The organism is Aphanothece hegewaldii CCALA 016, assembly GCF_003007785.1.
Classification (GTDB): domain Bacteria; phylum Cyanobacteriota; class Cyanobacteriia; order Cyanobacteriales; family Microcystaceae; genus Chroococcus; species Chroococcus hegewaldii.
Map to the genome: position 1 here is coordinate 81,989 of NZ_PXOH01000013.1, position 23,630 is coordinate 105,618.

Genomic DNA, 23,630 nt, shown 5'->3' on the forward strand with positions numbered 1-23,630 from the left:
AAATTTAAAGTTAGGTTTTCATTATCAATTATCAATGACTTTACTCAATTGGTCATCACTGATTGATAATTATTCACTTCATACAGCAATAGCAGCAATGTCAATTTATTTTACTAAATATCAAGGACTCGGCAACGATTTTATTTTGATTGATAATCGTCATCAAATTACTCCGATAATCACTCCTGAACTCGCCGTGCTAATGTGCGATCGTAACTTCGGCATTGGCGCAGATGGGGTCATTTTTGCCCTTCCAGGGGAAAACGGAAGCGATTATACCATGAGAATCTATAACTCTGATGGTTCAGAACCCGAAATGTGTGGTAATGGTATTCGCTGTCTCGCTCAGTTTATCGCCGAAATAGAAGGAGATGCACCCATCGGTAAGACATATCAAATTCAAACATTAGCGGGGGTTATTTGTCCACGTTTAGAAGCTGATGAACAAGTCACCGTCGATATGGGATATCCTCAACTCAAAGCCCAAGAAATCCCAACAACGTTAGTTAGTGCAGACAACCAAGTGATCAACGAACCTCTAGAAATCGCTCAAACCACTTGGTTAGTGACCTGCGTTAGTATGGGAAATCCCCACTGTATTACCTTTGTTGAAGATGTCGCAGCTATTCCCTTAGCAACACTTGGCCCCAAATTTGAACATCATACCGTTTTTCCATCGAGAACAAATACAGAATTTATTCAAGTCATCCGCCCCGACTATATAAAGATGCTAGTCTGGGAAAGAGGAGCAGGAGCAACCTTAGCTTGTGGTACTGGTGCTTGTGCTTCTGTTGTCGCTGGTGTAATAACGAACAAAATCGATCGTAAGTGTACAGTAGAATTGCCAGGAGGATGTCTAAATATCCATTGGTCTGATACAGATCAGCGAGTCTATATGACTGGACCTGCGAAAAAAGTTTTTACAGGTTGCTATCTGTAACCAAGCGTTTAAAGCTTTCTCGTTAAAGGCTTTTGCGTCATTGGTCTAGCCATTTATGACCAATGATTCATTCTCCGTTAAGCATCCTTAATTATGCGTAAACTGCAAATCACCTATTCTATTAATCGATTATAGGAGCATTTTAGTTACAAAACATACAAAATGTCACGTTATAAAACAAATTAAATATTTATATTAAGCATATGTATCGAATTATGTAACTGAATAAAGTTTGTTGTAACGACGAATTTCTTATAGAAACTGTCATTTAGTTGGCTCACTCAAGATTACACCAGGATTAATGGAGGACACGAAAAAGTGGTACAAGCACCCCAAAAAGAAGAAGCAACTCAAAATAAGTTTGAAAAATTCAAATCGGAAAAAGACGGGCTTGCGGTTAGAGAAGAATTAGAATACTTTGCTAACATCGGTTGGGAAGCGATGGATAAAACCGACCTAGAACATCGGTTAAAGTGGGTTGGTATCTTCTATCGTCCCGTCACACCTGGTAAATTTATGATGCGGATGCGCCTTCCCAATGGCATCTTAACCAGTGAACAAATGCAAACACTGGGCGAAGTCGTACAGCGTTACGGGGAAGACGGCAACGGTGATATTACCACCCGACAAAACCTACAATTACGAGGCGTTCGCATCGAAGATGTTCCCGATATCTTCCGTCGTCTCAAAGCAGTTGGGCTAACATCTGTACAATCTGGAATGGATAACGTCCGCAATATTACAGGTTCTCCAGTCGCGGGACTTGATGGGGATGAATTAATAGATACCCGCGAGTTAGTGCAAAAAACCCAAGATATGATTACCAATTCTGGCGAGGGAAATCTTGAATTTACTAACTTACCTCGTAAATTTAACATCGCTATTGAAGGTGGGCGCGATAACTCGGTTCATGCCGAAATTAACGATATTGCCTATGTTCCTGCCTATAAAGACGGTGAACTCGGCTTTAATGTCTTAGTTGGTGGCTTTTTCTCAGCTAAACGATGTGAGGCGGCAATTCCCCTTAATGTTTGGGTGAGTGCCAATGATGACGTAGTTGAGATGAGTCGGGCTATTCTAGAAGTCTATCGAGATCATGGTTTACGAGCAAATCGTCAAAAATCTCGTCTGATGTGGCTAATTGATGAATGGGGCGTTGAAAAGTTCCGCGCTGCCGTTGAAAGACAGTTTGGTCGTCCTTTAGCTACAGCCGCCCTTAAAGACGAAATTGACTGGGAAAAACGCGATCATATTGGCGTGTTTAAACAAAAACAACCTGGTTTAAATTTTGTGGGGCTTCATGTTCCGATCGGTCGGTTGTATGCTCAAGATATGTTTGATATTGCTCGAATTGCCGAAGTTTACGGAAGTAGCGAAATTCGTCTTACTGTTGAGCAAAATATTATTATTCCCAATATTCCAGACGAGAATTTAGAGGCATTCTTGAGCGAACCTATCCTAGAGAAATTTAGCATTAGTCCTCAACCTTTAGAACGGGCGTTAATCTCTTGTACTGGGGCGCAATTTTGTAACTTTGCTCTCATTGAAACCAAAAATCGAGCCTTAAACCTAATTCATGAATTAGATCAACAATTAGAAATGACTCAATATGTCCGCATTCATTGGACGGGTTGCCCGAATTCTTGTGGACAGCCCCAAGTCGCCGATATTGGTTTAATGGGTACAAAAGTTCGCAAAGATGGTAAAACCGTTGAAGGCGTTGATCTTTATATGGGCGGTAAAGTAGGTAAAGATGCTCATTTAGGAACTTGCGTTCAAAAAGGGATCGCCTGTGATGATTTGGTTCCAGTTTTGACACAAATTTTAATTGAACAGTTTGGCGCAAAACCCAAATCTTAAATATTCAACTAAAATATTAAGTCAGTGGGGGTGGATTTTCGTTCATCCCTATTATTTTCGCTTCGGAGGTCGTCGATGACTGTTACTCAATCAACATCAGCCGATTCTATCCAAAATCCCAATCTTTATGAACAAGATTTTTATCAATGGATAGAAACAACGGTCAATCTACTTCGAGAAAGAAAACTCAATCAGCTAGACTATGATAATTTAATTGAAGAATTAGAAAGCATGGGTAGGAGTGAAAAACGAGCCGTAAAAAGCAACTTAGAAGTTGTTTTACTGCATTTACTTAAATGGAAATATGAACCAGAATATCGTTCTAGAAGTTGGCAAAATAGTATTAGAGAACATCGCAAGCGAATTCATAAACTCTTACAAGATAGTCCAAGTTTAAATCAATGGTTAACTGATGTTTTTGATGAATGTTATCAAGTCGCTAGAAATGATGCAGCTTATGAAACTGGTTTACCGATTGAGCAATTTCCATCCAAATCACCTTTTTTAGTAGAAGAAACTTTGAATTCTAATTATTTACCTGATTAATATGACTAACCGTTATAACTCCATTTATAGATTTTTCCTTGAATAATATCGGCATAGTATAGACTATTATCTGGGCCATAAGAAAGTTGAACGATACCGGGCAACCCAGTCGCAAATTGTTGGATAGATTGAATTCCCAAATCATCAACGATCGCAGCATTAACCGTACCGTAATTAATATCTGTAAAAAATAAAGCCCCTTGATAGATTGATGGGAAAGTCGTACCCTGATAAAAATCCCCCATGATTAGCCCACTTACATCAGGTAAATGCTCAATACCATAAATGGGCGCTGTTACCGACTGTCCACTATTATAAAAGTCTTGTGCTTGTGGTAGGGTAGAATAACCATTTTGCTGAATATTGGTGCCGTTACCACCCTCGTAATATGGCCAACCAAAATTCGCCCCTCGTCCTCGGTTAATTTCTTCCCAAGTCGTCCAACCTAGATCACCAATATAGATGTCATGGGTCGTCGGATGGAATGTAAAACGGAACGGGTTACGAAGTCCATAGTCATATACTTTTGAGCGATTACTATTGCGATCGCCATCCTCAAAGGGATTATCTGGCAAACCTTCACCCGTAAGCGGATCGATCCGTATAATCTTACCAGATAGATTATCTATATCTTGAACTCGAACGCCTCGCGGATCAACTCTACCATAGGATGCACCGTCAGCATTACTAACGTATAATGAGCCATCGGGGGCAAACCGAACCATACCTACTGAGTGACTTTGGCTATCTGTGGTGAGATAATCGGGAATATTCACACCTGTACTCGTAATCCCGGAAGGCGGAATCGTAATATCATTTGTACTATCTAAATCGGGTCGGCTAATATTAGCCCAAGTGCTATTTTTTCCTAAGATAACAACTTCACTATTAGCCAAGGCGGTTGTATAATTTGTACTAGGGTCAGCCGTCACGCGAATCAGACGAGAGGGACGATTTCCCATTTCATCGGGACCCGCTAAGGTATTTGGATTATTGACATTGTTTGGATCATAAACTTCTGGTGGATCATAGGTAAAAAGCAGATAAACATAGGGTTTACCCGAATCAAACTCAGGATGGACAGCTATACTAAGTAATCCTCGATCTCTAATATTATTAACTTGCGCTGAAATATCAATAAAAGGTGTTGCTAATAATGACCCATTATGGTATAATCTGACAATTCCGTTTTTCTGGGCAATATACAAACGATTGTTATCGGGTGTCCAAGCAAAAGCAGTCGGATCGATCAAACCAGATACTATGGCTTCTCGACTAAAAGCATTATCATCATCAGCAATATTAATTTTGATAGTATTATTGAATGTTCCTAAGATAGCCCCATTGGGAGTATTTAAAGAAACTTTAAAGGTTTTATTGAGGTCTAATGTACTGGTGAGATTGTCGATGATTGGTACAGTAATCGTTTTAACAATTTCCCCAGATGCAAAGGTGAGTGTACCATTAGTAGTCGTATAATCGATTCCGCCGATCGCAGTGTCATCAGTGGTGGTATAGTTGACGGTGACAGGAGTTGTACTCGGTTTTCCATTGAGAATAACATTAACTGTAGCTTGTCCTGAATTTTCCTCAACTGTGAAGGTGGGTAGTTCAAACAAGAGTTGACGAGAAGTACGATCGTTATCAACTAATTTAATCAAAGTTGTTCGTTTTGTACCTAATGTCGCACCAACAGAATTATCGATCGCTAGATTAAATGATTCTACGCCTTCAGATATCGTATCATCGATAAGAGAAATTTCAAGTGTTTTACTGGTTTCACCATTAGCAAAAGTGATCACACCATTATTAGCGATATAGTCTTCTCCTGCTTTCGCTTTTTGATCGACGGTAGTATAATTAACTGATGCTTGTCCTGAACTCCCACCCGTGCGAATAAAGGTAACAGTCGCCGTTTGATTACCTTCGCTTAATAAGATGGGATTTTCTGCTAAAGCGATCGTACCTGCATTGGTAGATTGAGTTTGATTAAATTCCCAGTTTTCGATATTTTGAGCATTAAAGCGTTTTCTCGTTCCTGCACTAAAACCCACATAAGCTTTAGATCCTACTATTGAACTTAGATCGGTTGTATAAGAGATTAAAGGTATGATTGGCTTAATGGTGGTTTCTGACAAAAAGACTCTGAGTTGATCCGTTATTGCATCATAATCGATCCAAGCATTAATCGGATTACCACTATTAAGATCGAAAGATGGATTACCTTGAGCTAAAGCTGTTTTAACATTTCCGTCTCGTAAGATAGCCACATGATTTCCGTTATTATCCCACAAATTTTTATAGGTATCAAATTCGACAGCTAGACTTTTAGAAATAACAGGTTTAGTCGTAGAATAACTGCCATAACCAAGATAACTGCCGTATTTGCCCAATGCGTTTACATTACTCTGGCTATTCTGTAACATGAAAACAAAACCATGTGCACCCTTCGTCTTTTGTCCTCTTTTAAGTGAAAATTGAAAATGAGTTTGAAAAGATGTATCACCATCAACCGTTAAAGCATTATTATAAAAAACACTTCCCACTTGATCAGTTGATGCAGGTGTTATTTGTAAAACCTTTCTTACTGTTGCTGCATTTCCATTCAAAGTTAGTCCGTTTGTACTGGCAAAATTACTGTAATTAAAAGATAAATCTAAGACAGAATTGTAAGTGATTTGAGCTTCAAAAGCGATCGATGTTTCTATGTTACCTGTCGTTACTTCTAATTCCCAGTCTCCATCTAGAATAGCACTTCCGGTTAAATCAAGAGAAGCGGCTAAATCAGCATTGATTAACTGACTCATCTGTTGAAGTAATTGTAACCCTTCTTCAGAGGCAGCTACATTGCATCCATAAAAAAGAAGATCAGCATCGGGAGTTAAAGACTTTGACCATTTCTGGAAATCATCAGTATAAGTTGCTAGAGTATTGATGTTGAGTATTGCTGATCCTAGTTGCACATTGCCTACTTGACCATGAGAAATTAGATGAATATCTGTGATATTATTTCGATTGGCTAATGTTTCGGTGATTTGTTCAATTCCATCACGAGACGAGTCTAGAAGAATGACTTCAGATGCTTTAACTTGCGAGATGAGACTGTAATAATCTGTAATGGCAGGATCAATAAAAACTAGACTATTTAAAAATGGTTCTTCGTTTGTCTGATTATTTTCTTTGAAATTCATTTAAGCAATCTGTGTCACAATATATATAAAAAGAAAAGACGATCGCCTCGGTCTATAAAATATAATATATCCTATGAATCCATCTATTATCTTAAAACAACTTCCCGCACAAATCATTATACCCGAAAGCTTTCAACCATACGGGCAAGTAATCACTGCATCAGTTGATGGAAAAAATTATGATCAAACTGATGCTCAATTAGATCTACAAAATGGTATTCCTCGTTTTTATATTATGCGTCTAGAGAAAAGAGGGCGAAAATTTCATACGATTACACGTCACAATCAATGTACGCAATGTTTGGGATCTTTAGAAGGGAAAGAATGGCTGATGGCGGTTGCTCCACCGAGTGTATCATCAGAACCCAATTTAGAGCAAATGATGGCATTTCGGATACCTGGAAACTGTTTTATTAAGTTAGATGTGGGAACATGGCACGCGGGGCCTTATTTTGATCACGATGTGGTTGATTTTTATAATTTAGAGTTAAGTGATACTAATGTGGTTGATCATTTTACTCATAATTTTCGTACCCGTCAGCATCTTGAATTTGAAATTGTCTAGGGGTTGTGTAAAGGTTTGGCAACCAAACCCCTACATTTCTACAATTTACTAAAAAGACAAGTCTTTTAAAAATATACATTCTTTGTATCTCTACCCTATCTTGCCTTATAAATTCTCCTGTTATTCTCCCTTTTGTCTCTCTTTAATAAATTCAATCACTTCCTCAAAACTTAATTTATCTAACCATTGATGGCGTTCTTTTGTATAATCGCCACTTCCTATTTCAAATTCTTGAATAAACTGGATCATACCAACAATACCTAATTCTTTGACGAGAGCATCATATCCTTTTTTTCTAATTTCTGTTCGCTTCATTTTCTGTTTCTCCTTCTGCTTGTATGATAGAGATTAGCCATTGAACTGGATTAGCAAGTTTTACTTGAAGATGATTACCATAAGTAATTGATTTTCTTAAAAAGCGGTCATCAGTGGTCAATAATATATTAACATTCCCTTCCTCTGCACTAGCAATATGTAAAGCATCAAAGGTTTTAAATCCCAGTGTAGTTAATTCTTTAGCTCTTTTTTCTATTTTTTCAATAAAAGAAATTTTTGAGTTTGCTATGGACAAAATTTGATTAAGTCTTTTCTGTTTATCTAAATCAGGAGTTTGCTTAATTTCCAGGGTAATGATGTCACTGCTGATTAACTCCCATTCAGTAAGATTACAGCGATTTAAAATGATTATAACTGCTTCTACCTCTAATTTAATACGCTCCTGTTCTAAATCATCAAATGGGCGATTAAGACAGCAAACATCGAGATAAATTATTATCTGTTAGATGATTTTCGGTCATTATAGATATCTCCTTTAAAATCTGTATTTAACCTGAGTTTTGTTTAAAATCATCAAGTACGCCAAGGATTTTAAGCCCTATTCTTTCTGATTTAAGAGTTTATTTTAATGGACTTTAGCGTTAGAGTACGCCAGGGATTTTAATCCCTGTCTTATAGTTTAAGTCGGTTAAAACCGACTATTCTTTCTGATTTAAGAGTCCATTTTAATGGACTTTAGCTATAAGACAGTGAATTCATTCACTGGCTATACAGGCTACTTTTTCTTAAGGATTTGGATACCCTACCCCTACGATTAAAATTTTGGGCTTCATGAAGGGTTTGGCAACCAAACCCCTACGATTAAAATCACGTATTTATTAAACTTTCAACATTGCTTGAGATTGCATATATTCTGGAACATCGATCGCAAATGGTTTCGTTTTCCAAATATCGTTACAATAATCCTTGATGGATCGATCGCTAGAAAATTTACCCATACGAGCTACATTGAGAATAGACATTCGTCCCCAATGATCTTGATCACGATAAGCACATCCTACCGCATCTTGAGCATCAACATAAGAACGGTAGTCGGCTAATAACATATAAGGATCGCTGTACAGCAAATTATCGACTATGGGACGGAATAAGTTAGGATCACCATGAGAGAAAAAGCCTGTACTGATTAAATCAAGAACTGCTTTCAATTCTTCATCACTATTGTAATAATCTCTGGGTGTATAACGATTTGCCCTTATAGCATAAACCTCTTCCGTTGTCAAGCCAAACAGAAAGAAATTTTCTGCGCCGACAGATTCTCTAATTTCGACGTTTGCACCATCGAGAGTACCAATAGTTAATGCACCATTAAGGGAGAATTTCATATTACCCGTTCCGGATGCTTCTTTACCAGCAGTCGAAATTTGTTCGGAGATGTCTGCGGCTGGATAGACCCGTTGACCAAATGTTACATTATAGTCTGGAAGGAAAATTACTTTTATGCGATCGCATATTACGGGATCATTATTGACTACATCAGCAACGGAGTTAATTAATTTAATGATTAACTTCGCCATAAAGTAGCCAGGTGCAGCCTTTCCACCAAAAATAAAAGTACGAGGGGTAACATCTAGATTAGGATTATTTTTGATCCGATTGTATAGAGTAACGATGTTGAGGACATTCAAATGTTGCCGTTTGTATTCATGAATGCGCTTGACTTGAACATCAAAAAGACTATGAGGATCAACTTTAATATCTAGTTTTGCCTGAATGTAATTGGCTAAATCTTGTTTAACTTCTTTCTTGATTTGTTGCCAATAGTTGCGGAAACCGCCATCTTCAGCATAACCCTCTAATTGTCTAAGATCATCAAGATTTTTGATCCAACTATCACCAATTTTTTCACAGATAGTGAAAGACATCCGAGGATTACTTAAAACCATCCAGCGACGGGGTGTAACACCATTGGTTTTGTTGCTGAATTTTTCGGGATAAAGTTCGTAAAAATCGCGTAAAACGTCTGATTTGAGTAATTCTGTGTGTAATGCTGCGACTCCATTAATGGCAAATGAACCGACACAAGCAAGATGCGCCATTCGGACATATTTTTCGCCAGTTTCATCGATAATTGATAAACAAGCTAATTTACTGACATCATTTGGATAATGTATGCGAACTTCATCGAGAAAACGGTGATTAATAGCGTAGATAATTTCGAGGTGACGGGGTAACATACGACCAAAGATATTCAATGGCCATTTTTCTAAGGCTTCGGGTAATAGAGTATGATTTGTATAAGCAAAAGTATTTTTAGTGATATTCCAGGCTGTATCCCAATCGTAGTTATTTTCGTCGAGCAACAGACGCATTAATTCAGCAACACCGATCGCCGGATGAGTATCATTAAGTTGAATAGACCACATTTCGTGGAAGTTATCTAGACTCGCATTTTTATTGAGATGAATACGAATCATGTCTTGCAAAGAACAGGAAACAAAGAAGAATTGCTGTTCTAGACGTAACTCTTTACCTTGAATTTGTTCGTCATTGGGATAAAGAACTTTAGAAATCGTTTCACAAGCGACTTTATCTCGAACTGCGCCATAATAATCACCAACGTTGAAGCGTTCAAAATTAAAAGATTCTGATGCTTCTGCTTTCCATAACCGGAGAGTATTCGCTGTATTGACTCTGTATCCTAAAATCGGTGTGTCATAAGGAATACCATTAACCGTATATCTGGGAACCCAACGAACGCGATAAATATGGTCTTGATCGTAATAAGATTCAGTATAACCGCCAAATTTAACGAGTTGTGCGAATTCTGGTCGGGCAATTTCCCAAGGATTGCCGTATTGTAGCCATTTATCGGTAATTTCGACTTGCCATCCGTCTTTGATTTCTTGGTCAAAAATCCCGAACTCGTAGCGAATTCCATAACCAATAGCAGGAATCTCCAGAGTCGCTAAAGAATCCATATAACACGCTGCTAAACGCCCTAAACCGCCGTTTCCGAGTCCTGGTTCTTCTTCTTGATCGACGAGTTCTTGGAAATTTAATCCCGATTCTTCGATCGCTTTTTTAAATGGATCGTATAGATTTAAACTTATTAAATTATTAATTAAATGGGGACCTAGAAGGAACTCAGCCGAGAGATAGCTAACGGTTTTTACGGGGGTTTTGCGATAAGTGAGTTGGGTACTTAACCAGCGTTTGAGAAGACGATCGCGTACTGTATATGCTAACGCCATATAAAAATCATTCTTGGTGGCGGTTTGGGGTGTTTTTCCCTGAACATAGTACAGATTATCTAACAAGGCACGTCTAATCGTTTCAATACTTAGCCCTGTGCGATCGTCTTCTATGATGATAGGACATTCATCAAGGGGTACTGTGATGGGTGGATTCATAACAATTCTAGATAATGTAGATTCTGCCAATAGTCTAAGCTCAGAAGTTTATTTTAACCATCAAGAAAAGATTAAAATTACATTTCTGTTAAAAAATGGTTGTCCCAATATTAATAACTGATTAAACAAATTTTTCTGTATCTAATTTGACTTAATAGTTGAATGCTCATTCCCATGAGTTTTTAAGAGTTGTTAAACTCTCTTCTCATCAATTTAAACTAATAAACTACACAATGATCCGACTAAACTTCTCAAAGCTTTGGAAAGACGACAGAAAAGAATAAAAGACTAAATAAAGCTACATTTAAAAATTTGTGAGCGGTAAAAGATAAATGAATTGATAGTTAAAAGCCTCTTTTCATCTATCTTTTAGCTTGAACGATTATGGCTGATTTTCAATAGCTTCCGCTTCATCGGGCGTAGAAACAGATGTAAGAAGTCCGCTCTTTACCGCACCGATCGCTTCTTTTAAGAACAGAGGTGGGAAGACGGCATCATGAGACAGCACCTCGATGTGCTGCTTCATCTTGGACACGATATCTGGTTTGTTGTCGGCGAGGTTGGTCTTCTCCGAAGGATCATGCGCTAAGTTAAAAAGTTCAACACGAGGCGGTAGTGTCACTTGCCAGACAAGTTTCCAATCACCTTGACGGAGAGCAGCGCGAAAAGGCTCGACATTATAGACAATTTCATTGCGTTTAGAGGTCTTTCCTCCGCTAAGGGCTGGCCAGATGTTTAATCCGTCGAGCGGTTTACTCTTTTCAGACGACACGCCAGCAAGACTGGTTAAGGTTGGGTACATATCTACTATATGGCTCGACTGGTTGATTACTGAACCAGGCTGGATGTGTCCCCGCCAGTTAGCAAGAGCAACGACTCGAGTACCACCCTCATATAGTGAAGCCTTTCCATCGCGGAAGGGCCCGTTGTCGGCAGGAATCGTGCCTCCAGAAGTATCGCTCTCACCCGTCACTTTGGCAGAGCGAGGCCCACCATTGTCGCTTTGGAAGAAGATGAAGGTGTTACGCATCCCACGCTTATCTAATGCCGCCAACACCTGACCAATCTGATCATCCATTGCTGTAATCATAGCAGCGTAGGCACGACGGTTCGGATCGGTAATATTTTTGTACTGATCGAGATACTCTGGCGGTACTTGATAGGGTGCATGGGGTGCGGTAAATGCCAGATAAAGGAAAAGTGGGGTTTTTGAATCATGCTCTCCAATCAGCTTCACTGCTTCTTGACCCAGCAATGTGGTTACATATCCTTCTTCTGAGACTAACTCGTTGTTTCGATACCAATCAATTTTTCCATGTGCCATGTGAGTAAAGTAGTCAATCTCGCCAAGGAGCGGGCCGTATTGGTAATCAAACCCTCGTTGTCGGGGCCAGTATTTACGATCTGCATGACCAAGATGCCACTTACCGACGATCGCAGTCTTGTAGCCTACTTCTTTCAAGGCTTGAGGCAGCAGCCACTCATCGGTAGCGAGACCGTACTTACCTGCCGAGGGAATTACCAAGGTTTGTAGTCCATAACGATAAGGATATCTGCCAGTCATCAGTGCGGCTCTTGATGGTGTACACATAGGATGGGCATAATATTGCTCGAGTCGGGCCCCGCTCTGGGCAAGCCGATCAAGATTTGGTGTTTTGATATCGGAGCCGTGAAATCCGACATCTTTCCACCCCTGATCGTCCGACATTATGTATAAAATATGAGGACGGGAGGGTTGCTGTTGAGCTACAGTTAATGGCAACCATCTAAAACAAAGTAAAAAAAGTGTCAAAAGGAAAACAATGAAAAGTCCTACAGAACTCGTGCGAAATTTCATGCCTTATTCGTTCTTGATATCATCTATGTTCCTACTATAATCGGGTTGAGCAACAACAATTAAAAAAAATTTCAAATTTTTAAGTAAAACACTTATTTAACAAGCCCTTTCTAAAATATTTAAATTTAAGTTTGAGCAGCATTAGTTTATTTATTAAATCTTTATAATCAAGCTTTTTTCTGTTTTGATTTTACGAGTACCACAAAGACTCGATCGTATCGGCTATTTTTAATAATTCTGAATAATTAGCTTGATTTCCATGCGCTAAAACAGTCACATGACCTAATTTACGACCAGGGCGTGATTCTGTTTTACCATACCAATGTACATGAGCATTCTTGATAGATTCTAATTGATGACGTTTTTGGGCATAATCATGATCTGCATATTCATAACCCAATAAATTAACCATCACCGCACCATCACAGTTTAAATCAGTGGTGCCTAATGGTAAATCGGTTACTGAGCGCAACTGCATTTCAAATTGTGAGATATTGCAAGCATCAAGGGTATAGTGTCCAGAATTATGTGTGCGTGGCGCAATTTCATTGACTAAAATTTTGTTATCTGAAGTTAAAAATAGTTCTATACCAAACACACCCACTGCTTGTAATTCATTGAGCAGATGACGGGATAAGTCTTCTATCTGAGATTGTATCAATAAAGAAACTTGTGCAGGGATAATCACTCGATGACAAACTTGATTTTTTTGTTGGGTTTCGACGACGGGATATACGACAACCTCTCCAGTATTACTACGTGCAGCAATAACCGCTAATTCTTGTGTATAAGGGATAAATTCTTCAATGAGCAAAGGAACGGATTTAAGTTGATTGTACGTGTTGCTCAGTTCATCCAATGAATTAATAATAAACGTTCCCTGACCATCATAACCATGACGACGGGCTTTAAGAACGACTGGAAAAGTAAAATCTAATGGTTGCGTTGGCTCAACTAATGCGGTAAAACGGGGAACAGGTAAACCAATTGAGGCGATAAATTCTCTTTGATGATATTTATCTAAAAGGGGTTCTAAAGCCTCTAGAGACGGGGCAAATCGTACACCTTGTTTTTTGAGGTGAAAGAGTGCTTCTAGGTCTACAAACTCATTCTCGAATGTAATCACGTCACATTTTTGAGCAAGTGCGCTAGTTGCTTGGGCATCGGCTACAGGAGCTAAAATTACTTCAGTCGCCACAGAAACGGCAGGATCATTAGCATGAGGGGTTTGTACAATTAGATCAATGCCTAATCGTTTTGCTGAAAACGCCATCATCCAAGCAAGTTGACCTCCGCCAATGACTCCAACCCGTTGTATCATGTTTATTTACATCCTAATGATTCGCTTGTCGATACGCCTGTTTTGGAATTCACACCCGACGCATTTTCACAAAGTTTTTTAATTTGTTCGCCATCTAATACAGCATAGCTAAAATCGGCTCCTGTAATTTTGGCATTTTTAAATATGGTGCGTAACATAATAGCTTCGGTAAATACGGCATCACTAAGATCAGCATCCTCAAAACTACTAAGATAAGCTAACCCGTTGGTTAGATCTGCACCCTGTAAGTTTACTCCAATTAGGGATGATCCGTTAAATACAGAACCTCGTAGATCGGCTTTACTTAAATTAGCATTACTGAGATCGACGTTGGTAAACTGTACCATTTGCAAGTTTTGGGTTGAAAAATCTTTGCCACTTAGGTTTTGATTTTCGTAAGATCCTATTGCACCTGTAACAGATGATGAACTTGCAGCTAAAGCAGATAATGGAGAAAGGGAAAGAAAAAAGATGACAAAAATAATAGCGAGTCTGAATAATAATCTCATTGGAGACAATCTCTAGATAGTCAGCATTTCCGATTGTATAAGAAAGCGGTGACACAGAACAGGGAACCGACCTGATTTATACTAATCTTTAGCTCAATTCAATTTATCTAAAAATGGATATCCCGCAACTGGTATTTAATGGTTTGGCGATCGGTTGTATTATTGCTTTGGCTGCTATTGGGTTAACGCTAACTTACGGCATTCTGCGTTTATCAAATTTTGCTCATGGTGATTTCATGACATTGGGCGCTTATTTAACTTGGTTAACCAATGCACATGGGGTTAATGTATGGTTATCGATGTTCGTTGGTGCAGCAGGAACGATCGCAGCAATGTTACTGTGTGAAGAATTACTCTGGAAACCAATGAGAAATAAACGAGCTAGTTCTACTTCTTTGATTATTTTATCGATTGGTTTAGCTTTATTTATTCGTAATGGTATTTTATTTATTTGGGGTGGCAGTAATCAACGCTACGATTTACCGATTTTACCAGCCGTTGAATTTGGTATGCTGAAAATTGCTTACGATCGCGTTATTGTGATGATTTTAGCTGTAATTGCGATGGTTGTGTTACATTTTCTTCTACAAAAAACGAAGATCGGTAAAGCAATGCGGGCGGTTTCCGATAATATTGATTTAGCTAGAGTGACGGGAATTAATGTCGAGTGGGTGGTTTTTTGGACGTGGATTATTACAGGTATTTTAGCGGCTTTAGCTGGTGCAATGTTTGGTTTAATTACAGGTGGTGTGCGTCCGAATATGGGCTGGTTTTTGATTTTACCCATATTTGCGTCGGTTATTTTAGGGGGTATTGGTAATCCTTATGGTGCGATCGCTGGAGCTTTAGTTATTGGTATTGTACAGGAAATCAGTGTACCTTGGTTGGGTTCCGACTATAAATTAGGTGTCGCTTTATTAGTAATGATTTTTATTTTATTAGTTCGTCCCCAAGGATTATTTAAAGGTACGATGTGAGTTTAATAGAACATCATTTTGTGAAAAAATTTCAAGATTAATTTATAATAGTATAATCAGCAAGGATAGCTTTTAAATTAACTAATGAAAGAAAATACATACAATACCGACCTTTTACGACGAATTACTTATGATCCAAATATTTGTCATGGACAACCGTGTATTAGAGGTCTTCGTTATCCAGTTGAATTGATCCTTGAATTGCTCAGTTCTGGAATGACAACAGAAGAAATTTTAGAAGATTATGATGATCTTGAAACAGAAGATATCTTAGCTACGCTTCTTTTTGCGGCTCGTCTCAGTCAAGTCAAAAGTATTCATAAAATTCCTTCATGAAATTTATAGTTGATGCTCAACTTCCAGTCCGTCTTGCTCGTTTTCTTGAAGCTTCTGGCTATGATACGATTCATACTAAAGATTTACCGAAACGTAATGCTACTACTGATACTGAAATTATAACTATTTCTAGTCAACAAAAGAGAATTGTCATTACTAAAGATTCAGATTTTGTTAACTCTTTTTTAACAATTAAGCAGCCCTCTAAACTTTTGCTAGTATCAACAGGTAATATTAAAAACTCAGAACTTGAATCAATTTTTTCACTTCACTTATTAAATTTAGTAAAATTATTTAGACAACATTCTTATATCGAAATGAGTAGAACGGCGATTATTGTACATCAGTAGAATTAAAATTTTTATTTCACGGTTCACAGCTATTTGTTTATTTTAATAAAATTTAATAAAAAAAGCTTAAAAAAGAGTCTGTTTCAAAGATAGTAAAGACGTACCTAAGCACGTCTCTACAGATTAATTATGGCGTGACAAAAATATCAGCATTTGTCAAAGCAAGTCCACTATCTAGAGTAGCAAACTGTATAGCTGCTGTACTTCCAACACCATCAGCATCAAAAAACAACGCCCCAGAAGCAGAATTATAAATAAAACGTTGACTTGCTGTTGTCGCCACCGAATCGATGGTAAACTGAGCCACAGTAATCGCCGCACCAGCTATCAAATCATTGCTAAAACCAGAGCGAGAAACTGCGATCTTATCATCAATTAAGCTAAAATCATAAATGCGATCGATCCCTTCTGTTGGTGTATTAAAAACAAATTGATCTTGTCCACTATTACCAGTTAGCTTATCATTTCCCAGACCCCCAATTAGGGTATCATTTCCCTCACCCGCAATGATTCCGTCATTACCCGCACCAGTTTTTATTAAGTCATTACCTGCACCAGAATATATATCATCATCACCTGCACCGGTTGTTATCGAGTCATTCCCTGCACCAGAAGAGATAAAATCATCACCTGCACTGGTTGTTATCGAGTCATTGCCCTCGTTGCTGTAAATCTCGTTGGCAGAATAATTAGAAAAGCCTACTGCTGCTGAAACAATAGTATCGTCCCCTGCTCCCGTAGATAAATAGAGGCGCTCAATGCCTTGAATCTTACCACTATTGGGGTCAGTATAGCTAAAATTTACCGCCCTAGTCAGATTACTAAAGTCCTTTGTGAGATAGTCATTCCCCTCACCCCCAATTACAGTATCATCACCCGTACCTGCATCGATTCCGTCATTTCCTGCACCAGAATTGATATAATCATTTCCTGCACTGGTTGTTATCGAGTCATTCCCCCCATTGCTGTAAATCTCGTTGGCAGAATAATCAGAAAAGCCTACTGCTGCTGTTGAAACAATAGTATCATCCCCTGATCCCGTAGATAAATAGAGGCGCTCAATGCCTTGAATCTTACCACTATTGGGGTCAGTATAGCTAAAATTTACCGCCGTAGTCAGATCACTAAAGCTCTTGCCGAGATAGTCATTCCCCTCACCCCCAATTACAGTATCATCACCCGTACCTGCATAAATTATGTCATCACCTGCACCTGTGGTTATCGAGTCATTCCCCCCATTGCTGCTAATGTAATTGGAATAAACGGAAAATAAGCTTACTGCTGCTGTTGATACAATGGTATCGTCTCCCGAACCAGTAGATAAATGCAATGACTCTATACCTTGAATATTCCCCACGTTCGGGTCAGTATAGCTGAAGTTAATCCCTGTAGTTTGATCACTAAAGTCCTTGTAAAGGTGGTCATTACCTGCACCTCCAATTACTGTATCATTTCCCGTCCCTGAAGAGATATAATCATCACCTGCACCTGAAGAGATATAATCATCACCTGCACCTGAAATGATCTGTTCATTCCCTGCACCTGTGGTTATCGAGTTATTACCATCATTGCTGTAAATGTAGTTCTTATGGTAAAGATAGCCTTCTGCTGCTGTTAAGACAATGGTATCGTCTCCCGAACCCGTCGATAATGTAACGGCCTCTATACCTTGAATATTGCCAACTTCAGGGTTAGTATAGCTGAAGTTAATCCCCGTAGTTTGATCACTAAAGTCCTTGTAAAGGCTATCATTACCGGCACCTCCAATTACTGTATCATTTCCCTTACCTGCATCAATCTGATCATCACCTGCACCTGAAGAGATATAATCATCACCTGCACCAGAATTTATAGAATCCCTTCCTGCACCAGTCATTATCCAGTCATTCCCATCATTACTGTAAATAGTGTTGGCTGCTGCTGTTGATATGATGGTATCGTTACCTAAACCAGTCGATAAATAAACTGACTCAATTCCTTGAATCTTGCCAACTTCAGGGTTAGTATAGCTAAAGTTAACAGCCGTAGTTTTACCACTCAATATCTTATAGAGAAAATCATTCCCTTCACCACCAATTACCTTATCATTCCCTCCACCTGCATAAATTGTGTCATTCCCATCACCACCAAAGAGTAAGTCATCTCCTTTTAAACCTCTTAGAACATCATTTCCTTTTAAACCTTTTAAAATATCATCTTCTGATGTCCCTAGTAAATTATCTGGGCCAATTGTTCCAATTCTTCTCATTTTACACCTTAATTTTTTTTGAACAATATATTTCAGTGTGAACGGAGCTAAAATCCTGCACTTAACATTCTGGTTAGGGAAACAATCAACAATAAGAACAAATAAAATTTGTCAAATCTTATTTATTCTTAATCGTATCATAATTCATTTTCTTAATAAAATCCTAAGCATTTTCAAAAAAATTTACAAAATGCCAAAGTAAATTCTTTCTATTTCATCATAGCTAAAATACCTAAAAACAATGGTGAATCGGTGCTTTCTCTAACTTCGGTAACATTTTCAGAAAGTTAAGAAAATTGCCCGCTACAATAGTAGATAAACGATAATATAGGATACTGCTATCGATACCATCTACGGCAACCAACAAGGCTTAAAAACTAGCGAAATCAAGCAGCTACAACGACTGTATCATCAGCGTCTACCAGGCGATCGCTTGACGACTGCTGAGTTTGCCCAACGGTTAGCAGCCATCAGCACCGAAATTAATCAACCCGTTTGCGCTTATATTAACCGCAGAGGGCAAGTAATTCGTGTTGGGGTGGGAACGCCTCGTCAGACTCAAATTCCCCCCTTAGAATTGCCTCGTTATGGTGCAGAAAGACTTTGCGGGATACGTTGTATTGCCACTAATCTAAAACAAGATCCCCCCAGTGAGTCCAGTCTAACGGCGATGGTTTTACAACGACTAGACGCACTCGTCATTATAACCCTTACAGGTGAAGGAATGGTAAGACGGGGAGGCGGTGCAACGGGATATGTTGCAGATAGCTATTTAGCCCATTTATTGCCCCAAACCGAAATTGATAGCCCTTATTGGTTCGTTTCACCCCCCCAAAGTTTAGACGTTCTCAGTCAACAAGATTTTTTAGATTTAGTAGAAGGTTTAGAAGCAGAGTTTCGACGGGAATTTATCGCCCGACAGGTTGATGCAGATCACGATCGCGTGTTAATTGTTGGTTTAATGACCAATGAAATGTCAGAAGTAGAATTTGAAGATAATCTCGCAGAATTAGCCCGTCTTGTCGATACAGCAGGGGGAGACGTTCTCGAAATTGCTCAACAAAAACGACCTCACCCGCATCCGCAGACCGTTGTCGGTGTTGGAAAAGTCGAAGAAATAGCCCTACTCGTTCAGACACTTGGCGCGAATTTAGTCGTATTTAACCGCGATCTTTCTCCTGCACAGATCAGAAATTTAGAATCTCAAATAGGGGTTAGAGTTGTCGATCGAACCGAAGTCATTTTAGATATTTTTGCACAACGCGCCCAATCTCAAGCAGGTAAACTACAAGTAGAACTCGCCCAATTAGAATATATGTTGCCACGTCTAAGCGGTCGGGGTCAAGCGATGTCGCGTTTGGGTGGTGGTATAGGAACAAGAGGCCCTGGTGAAACTAAGCTAGAAACCGAAAGACGAGTCATTCAACGTCGTTTATCCCGCTTACAGCAAGAAGTCGATCAACTACAAGCGCATCGTTCCAGACTCCGCAAACAACGGCAAAAACAAGATATACCCTCGGTGTCTCTGGTGGGTTATACGAATGCAGGAAAATCAACTTTAATTAATGCGTTAACCAATGCAGAAGTTTATACCGCCGATCAACTTTTTGCTACTTTAGATCCTACAACACGCCGTTTAGCAATTAATGATCATCCGACGGGTAAAACCCATAATATTTTAATTACAGATACAGTGGGTTTTATTCATGAATTACCACCGTCTCTAGTCGATGCGTTTCGAGCAACTTTAGAAGAAGTAACAGAAGCAGACGCTTTACTCCATGTTGTCGATCTTTCTCATCCCGCGTGGTTAAGTCAAATTGAATCCGTACAGAAAATTTTATCAGATATGCCGATCGCAACTGGCCCTACTTTAATGGCTTTTAATAAAATCGATCAAGTCGGAAGTGAAACCCTAGAAGAAGCTAAAGACAAGTTTCCTGATGCGGTTTTTATTTCGGCAACTCGTCAGTTAGGAATCGAAAATCTTAAACAAAAGTTGATTAATCTAGTCCATGAATGAACTTTAATTAATGCTTGATTAGCGTGGGTTTGGAGACCAAACCCCTACTGGTTTATTTTGTTGCTGCGGGTAAAGCTTTATCTGTTTCGACTTCTAAAACTAAACTCCGAATCACTCTAACTAAAGTTTTTTGAATTAATCCTTCAGCTATTTTTTGTCCCATTTGTTGAGTTTCTGGTTTAACAATAAGTTTAGCTAAAATTGGAACTAAACGCATCGGATCAAAGCCTTTTGTTTCCTGAAGAATTCCGACAATATTCTTAAGATGATCAAAGGTTTTAGAACTATCTCTTAATTCTGGTGGTGTTTCTTGAACTGCTAACCCCACTTGTTCTCTGATGGTACTAGAAAAATTAAAAAACGTTCTTCTACCAAAAATATCAAGAGCATTTGTAATTTCTGTAACTAAACGTTCTCGGATAAATTCTCCTCGTTCAGAAAACAGATAATCTACAGCTTGATTTAGTACATTATCAAAGTTATAGTCTGGAGAATTTTTCGCATTTCGGAGGAGGTTTTCTAAACGATTCCAACGGAAACTACCATCTTTGAATAGTAGATCTTTTAATGATGTTCTTAATTCAACTGAAGGATCAGTGAGTAGACGTTTAGCAATATACGGATAAGCTTTACTTAAAACTTTAAAGTTTGGATCAATGCCGATCGCAATTCCTTCAAGAGTAACCATTGAGCGAATAATTAGGGCGTAATAAGCAGGTACTCTAAAGGGAAAATCATACATCATTTGCGACATTTGATCAGTGATGCTTTTAAAGTTTAATTCAGCAACACTCGCTCCTAAAGCATTACCAAAAACCTGACTTAATGCAGGTACAATTGGTTTTAAATCTGTTTCAGGAGTTAAAAATTCTAAATTTACATAGTCATTAGCTAATCCTTCAAAATCGCGGTTTACTAAGTGTACAACCGCTTGAATTAAGCCATATCTTTGATATGGTTGAATATGACTCATCATGCCAAAATCGAGATAAGCTAAACGTCCATCTTCCATCGCTAAAAGATTTCCAGGATGGGGATCAGCATGAAAGAAACCATGTTCTAAAAGTTGTCTAAGAGAACAATTCACGCCAACTTCAACTAAATGAGTTGCATCAATTCCTTTTGCTTGGATCGCTTGAACATTAGTTAACTTAATACCGTCAATCCACTCCATTGTTAAAACACGTCTACCTGTGTAATCCCAATAGATTTTAGGTACATAAATTTCGGGTAAATGTCCATAGAGTTCGGCAAAACGTTCGGCATTACGTCCCTCTTGAATATAGTTCATTTCCTCAAAAATACGACTTGCTAACTCATCGGTAATTGCAACTAAATTTGAGCGAATTCGTTTAATATTATTTTGCGCCCAACTTGCTAAACCTCGCATTAAATAGACATCTAAAGATATCCGTTTGACTAAATCAGGACGCTGTACTTTAATCGCTACTTTTTCACCTGTTTTTAAACGACCTTTATAAACTTGTCCTAATGATGCTGCTGCAATTGGGTTTGAGGATATTTCAGCGTAAATATCTTGAGGAGATAACCCTAATTCTTCTTGAATAAATTGATAAGCAATTTCATTTGGAAATGAAGGTAATTGATCTTGTAAAGTAGTTAATTCTTCTAAATAAATCGGCGGAACCAGATCAGGACGTGTCGAAAGAGCCTGACCAATTTTAATATAAGTTGGCCCTAACTGGGTGAGCATTTCTCTAAACTGAATAGCTCGCTTTTTCTGATTTTTGTCGATTTTTCCTGTAAATTTGTCCCACCAAACCCCCAATGCAAAAAAGCTGATTGGAATAATCAGATTTAATAAACGTCCCAAAACCTGTAAAGGTCGTTGACGATAGTAGGATTTAATTAATTCTGGATCATATTGCCAGTTTTCGGGTGATACTTGGCTCATTGGCCCTAATTCTTCTATATCATGTCTAGGAAGAACAGGAACAGGTCGCACATCCACTGTAATATCGTCAAAAGTCTCAGCAGGAGGAAGTAAGGGAGTTTGGGACATAATCGTTTAGGTCAGAAGACAAGCTATTGTAAACTATTGTAACAGATCTGCTCAAAACCTTTATTTTTTTACCGCGGAAGGCGGTCATCGCAGACACTGTCGTCTCACGGCAGTGTACCGATGACTTTTTCAAGCATAATCGACTTGGAACATCGACGACGAGCCGTAATTCCCCAATTGATAACGGTTGATTTAGTAGGGTGATCCACATCAAACCCGTTTTTCAGGAAAATTATTCACTTATCTACTAAAAGGAATAGGCAAAAAGAAAGACGAGCGCTCTTTCAAAAACGGAGCATTGTGATAGCTATCCATGAACTTTGTACAATATTTAAACATTAAGAAAAATGTCGTTATTTCTAGCTCTAAAGACTTGTTTCTAAAGATAGATGTAAAAATTATAATCCTACTACTATTATCAATTCAGCAGGTGAATAATAAAAAGCTGTTGCTAAATAAATATTAGGTTTCAAAAACCAAATTGTATAGGAGAAACATATTATGGTTTACGCTAATGATCCTGAAGGACGGGTTGTAGATTATCCTGTTGCACCTCAAGGAATGGACTATCACGATCGTGTACGTTGGGGCCCGATTATTGCAGGTTTAGTGATTGCATTAAGTTCTCAACTCATTTTAAGTAGTTTGGGAGCCGCAATTGGATTAAGCAGCATTGCTAACTCTGGCGCACCTCGTTCGGATGCGGGTGGTGTTGGTTCTGCTGTTGGAATTTGGGCGATTATTAGTTTATTTATTTCCCTCTTTATTGGCGGTTGGATTACAGCACGCGCCTGTGGAACTCTAAATAAAAGTACAGCATTACTCAACGCTGCAATCCTTTGGGCTACTACTCTCGCAATTAGTGCATGGCTCGTTTCTAGCGGTGTTTCTGGGGCTTTTGGGGTTGCTGTCTCTAACGCAGGCGAAATTATTAACCAAGCACAGCAAAGTGGCGTTACACCGAATCAGATTAATGCTCCTGATGTATCCGCGCAACAAGCCAGAGATATTGCTAGTAATGCAGCTAGAGTCGGTTGGTATTTCGCTCTTGGTTCACTTCTAGGATTAGTTGCTTCCTTGATTGGCGCATCTGCTGGTACTCGCCGCCCTCGCACAGTCGTCACAGCTAACAATGTAGTCGGCTCTCGCTATTAAGTAAATTTAATTAGTTTTCTTGTCATACCTGATAAATACCTTTAGCTACCCAGCTAGAGG

At 38.7% G+C, this 23,630-nt stretch carries 18 protein-coding genes; 9 read left to right on the forward strand and 9 right to left on the reverse strand.

The window, feature by feature from the left end:
* Positions 1-97: 97 nt before the first annotated feature.
* From dapF to C7H19_RS13305, 3 genes are all read left to right on the forward strand, one after another.
* The gene (dapF, locus tag C7H19_RS13295) at positions 98-940 is read left to right on the forward strand and encodes a diaminopimelate epimerase (RefSeq protein ID WP_106457401.1); all 843 of its coding nucleotides are present in this window, start codon (positions 98-100) and stop codon (positions 938-940) included.
* Positions 941-1,258: 318 nt separating this feature from the next.
* Complete coding sequence (locus tag C7H19_RS13300; protein WP_106457366.1) at positions 1,259-2,800, forward strand: ferredoxin--nitrite reductase; 1,542 nt, start codon at positions 1,259-1,261, stop codon at positions 2,798-2,800.
* Positions 2,801-2,875: 75 nt separating this feature from the next.
* Positions 2,876-3,346, forward strand: a complete 471-nt coding sequence (locus C7H19_RS13305) for a DUF29 domain-containing protein (RefSeq protein ID WP_106457367.1) — start codon at positions 2,876-2,878, stop codon at positions 3,344-3,346.
* 5 nt (positions 3,347-3,351) lie between these two features.
* Here C7H19_RS13305 and C7H19_RS13310 read toward each other — a convergent pair whose 3' ends face one another.
* Positions 3,352-6,537, reverse strand: a complete 3,186-nt coding sequence (locus C7H19_RS13310; RefSeq protein ID WP_106457368.1) for a DUF4347 domain-containing protein — start codon at positions 6,535-6,537, stop codon at positions 3,352-3,354.
* Between the two features lie 73 nt (positions 6,538-6,610).
* On the opposite strand from C7H19_RS13310, the gene C7H19_RS13315 reads away from it, so the two are divergent.
* Positions 6,611-7,102, forward strand: coding sequence for an ureidoglycolate lyase (locus C7H19_RS13315; RefSeq protein WP_106457369.1), 492 nt, complete (start codon positions 6,611-6,613; stop codon positions 7,100-7,102).
* 120 nt (positions 7,103-7,222) lie between these two features.
* Here the strand turns inward: C7H19_RS13315 and C7H19_RS13320 are convergent, their stop codons facing one another.
* From C7H19_RS13320 to C7H19_RS13345, 6 genes are all read right to left on the reverse strand, one after another.
* Positions 7,223-7,417, reverse strand: a complete 195-nt coding sequence (locus C7H19_RS13320) for a hypothetical protein (protein WP_106457370.1) — start codon at positions 7,415-7,417, stop codon at positions 7,223-7,225.
* Complete coding sequence (locus C7H19_RS13325; protein WP_342752294.1) at positions 7,398-7,877, reverse strand: PIN domain-containing protein; 480 nt, start codon at positions 7,875-7,877, stop codon at positions 7,398-7,400. Before C7H19_RS13325 ends, C7H19_RS13320 begins: the two co-directional genes overlap by 20 nt.
* Before the next feature lie 379 nt (positions 7,878-8,256).
* Positions 8,257-10,791 carry a glycogen/starch/alpha-glucan phosphorylase gene (locus C7H19_RS13330; protein ID WP_106457372.1) on the reverse strand — a complete coding sequence of 845 codons (2,535 nt, stop codon included), beginning with the start codon at positions 10,789-10,791 and terminating at the stop codon, positions 8,257-8,259.
* A 382-nt stretch (positions 10,792-11,173) separates the two neighbouring features.
* On the reverse strand, positions 11,174-12,628 hold the full coding sequence (locus C7H19_RS13335) for an arylsulfatase B (protein WP_106457373.1): 1,455 nt from the start codon (positions 12,626-12,628) through the stop codon (positions 11,174-11,176).
* Positions 12,629-12,818: 190 nt separating this feature from the next.
* Positions 12,819-13,949, reverse strand: coding sequence for a 5-(carboxyamino)imidazole ribonucleotide synthase (locus C7H19_RS13340; protein ID WP_106457374.1), 1,131 nt, complete (start codon positions 13,947-13,949; stop codon positions 12,819-12,821).
* 2 nt (positions 13,950-13,951) lie between these two features.
* Positions 13,952-14,458, reverse strand: coding sequence for a pentapeptide repeat-containing protein (locus C7H19_RS13345; protein WP_106457375.1), 507 nt, complete (start codon positions 14,456-14,458; stop codon positions 13,952-13,954).
* A gap of 113 nt (positions 14,459-14,571) precedes the next feature.
* Here C7H19_RS13345 and C7H19_RS13350 point away from each other — a divergent pair, with 113 nt between their 5' ends.
* The 3 genes from C7H19_RS13350 (at position 14,572) to C7H19_RS13360 (ending at position 16,121) form a co-directional block, all read left to right on the forward strand.
* Positions 14,572-15,435 carry a branched-chain amino acid ABC transporter permease gene (locus tag C7H19_RS13350; protein WP_106457376.1) on the forward strand — a complete coding sequence of 288 codons (864 nt, stop codon included), beginning with the start codon at positions 14,572-14,574 and terminating at the stop codon, positions 15,433-15,435.
* An 84-nt stretch (positions 15,436-15,519) separates the two neighbouring features.
* The gene (locus C7H19_RS13355) at positions 15,520-15,771 is read left to right on the forward strand and encodes a DUF433 domain-containing protein (protein WP_106457377.1); all 252 of its coding nucleotides are present in this window, start codon (positions 15,520-15,522) and stop codon (positions 15,769-15,771) included.
* Complete coding sequence (locus tag C7H19_RS13360) at positions 15,768-16,121, forward strand: DUF5615 family PIN-like protein (protein ID WP_106457378.1); 354 nt, start codon at positions 15,768-15,770, stop codon at positions 16,119-16,121. The genes C7H19_RS13355 and C7H19_RS13360 overlap by 4 nt, the downstream gene beginning before the upstream one ends.
* Before the next feature lie 127 nt (positions 16,122-16,248).
* Here C7H19_RS13360 and C7H19_RS13365 read toward each other — a convergent pair whose 3' ends face one another.
* Complete coding sequence (locus tag C7H19_RS13365; protein ID WP_106457379.1) at positions 16,249-18,369, reverse strand: calcium-binding protein; 2,121 nt, start codon at positions 18,367-18,369, stop codon at positions 16,249-16,251.
* Between the two features lie 340 nt (positions 18,370-18,709).
* Here C7H19_RS13365 and hflX point away from each other — a divergent pair, with 340 nt between their 5' ends.
* On the forward strand, positions 18,710-20,392 hold the full coding sequence (gene hflX, locus C7H19_RS13370; RefSeq protein ID WP_106457380.1) for a GTPase HflX: 1,683 nt from the start codon (positions 18,710-18,712) through the stop codon (positions 20,390-20,392).
* Positions 20,393-20,444: 52 nt separating this feature from the next.
* On the opposite strand, the gene C7H19_RS13375 is transcribed toward hflX, so the two are convergent.
* On the reverse strand, positions 20,445-22,415 hold the full coding sequence (locus C7H19_RS13375; protein ID WP_106457381.1) for an ABC1 kinase family protein: 1,971 nt from the start codon (positions 22,413-22,415) through the stop codon (positions 20,445-20,447).
* 501 nt (positions 22,416-22,916) lie between these two features.
* On the opposite strand from C7H19_RS13375, the gene C7H19_RS13380 reads away from it, so the two are divergent.
* Positions 22,917-23,570 carry a hypothetical protein gene (locus C7H19_RS13380; RefSeq protein WP_106457382.1) on the forward strand — a complete coding sequence of 218 codons (654 nt, stop codon included), beginning with the start codon at positions 22,917-22,919 and terminating at the stop codon, positions 23,568-23,570.
* Positions 23,571-23,630 lie beyond the last annotated feature (60 nt).

Excerpts from the sequence above, each read along its gene's own strand:
- C7H19_RS13335 (WP_106457373.1), bottom strand. The coding sequence starts at position 12,628 with ATGAAATTTCGCACGAGTTCTGTAGGACTTTTCATTGTTTTCCTTTTG.
- C7H19_RS13350 (WP_106457376.1), top strand. The coding sequence starts at position 14,572 with ATGGATATCCCGCAACTGGTATTTAATGGTTTGGCGATCGGTTGTATT.
- C7H19_RS13360 (WP_106457378.1), top strand. The coding sequence starts at position 15,768 with ATGAAATTTATAGTTGATGCTCAACTTCCAGTCCGTCTTGCTCGTTTT.
- C7H19_RS13320 (WP_106457370.1), bottom strand. The coding sequence starts at position 7,417 with ATGAAGCGAACAGAAATTAGAAAAAAAGGATATGATGCTCTCGTCAAA.
- C7H19_RS13305 (WP_106457367.1), top strand. The coding sequence starts at position 2,876 with ATGACTGTTACTCAATCAACATCAGCCGATTCTATCCAAAATCCCAAT.
- C7H19_RS13340 (WP_106457374.1), bottom strand. The coding sequence starts at position 13,949 with ATGATACAACGGGTTGGAGTCATTGGCGGAGGTCAACTTGCTTGGATG.
- C7H19_RS13355 (WP_106457377.1), top strand. The coding sequence starts at position 15,520 with ATGAAAGAAAATACATACAATACCGACCTTTTACGACGAATTACTTAT.
- C7H19_RS13375 (WP_106457381.1), bottom strand. The coding sequence starts at position 22,415 with ATGTCCCAAACTCCCTTACTTCCTCCTGCTGAGACTTTTGACGATATT.
- C7H19_RS13380 (WP_106457382.1), top strand. The coding sequence starts at position 22,917 with ATGGTTTACGCTAATGATCCTGAAGGACGGGTTGTAGATTATCCTGTT.
- C7H19_RS13345 (WP_106457375.1), bottom strand. The coding sequence starts at position 14,458 with ATGAGATTATTATTCAGACTCGCTATTATTTTTGTCATCTTTTTTCTT.
- C7H19_RS13330 (WP_106457372.1), bottom strand. The coding sequence starts at position 10,791 with ATGAATCCACCCATCACAGTACCCCTTGATGAATGTCCTATCATCATA.
- C7H19_RS13365 (WP_106457379.1), bottom strand. The coding sequence starts at position 18,369 with ATGAGAAGAATTGGAACAATTGGCCCAGATAATTTACTAGGGACATCA.
- C7H19_RS13310 (WP_106457368.1), bottom strand. The coding sequence starts at position 6,537 with ATGAATTTCAAAGAAAATAATCAGACAAACGAAGAACCATTTTTAAAT.
- C7H19_RS13315 (WP_106457369.1), top strand. The coding sequence starts at position 6,611 with ATGAATCCATCTATTATCTTAAAACAACTTCCCGCACAAATCATTATA.
- dapF (WP_106457401.1), top strand. The coding sequence starts at position 98 with ATGTCAATTTATTTTACTAAATATCAAGGACTCGGCAACGATTTTATT.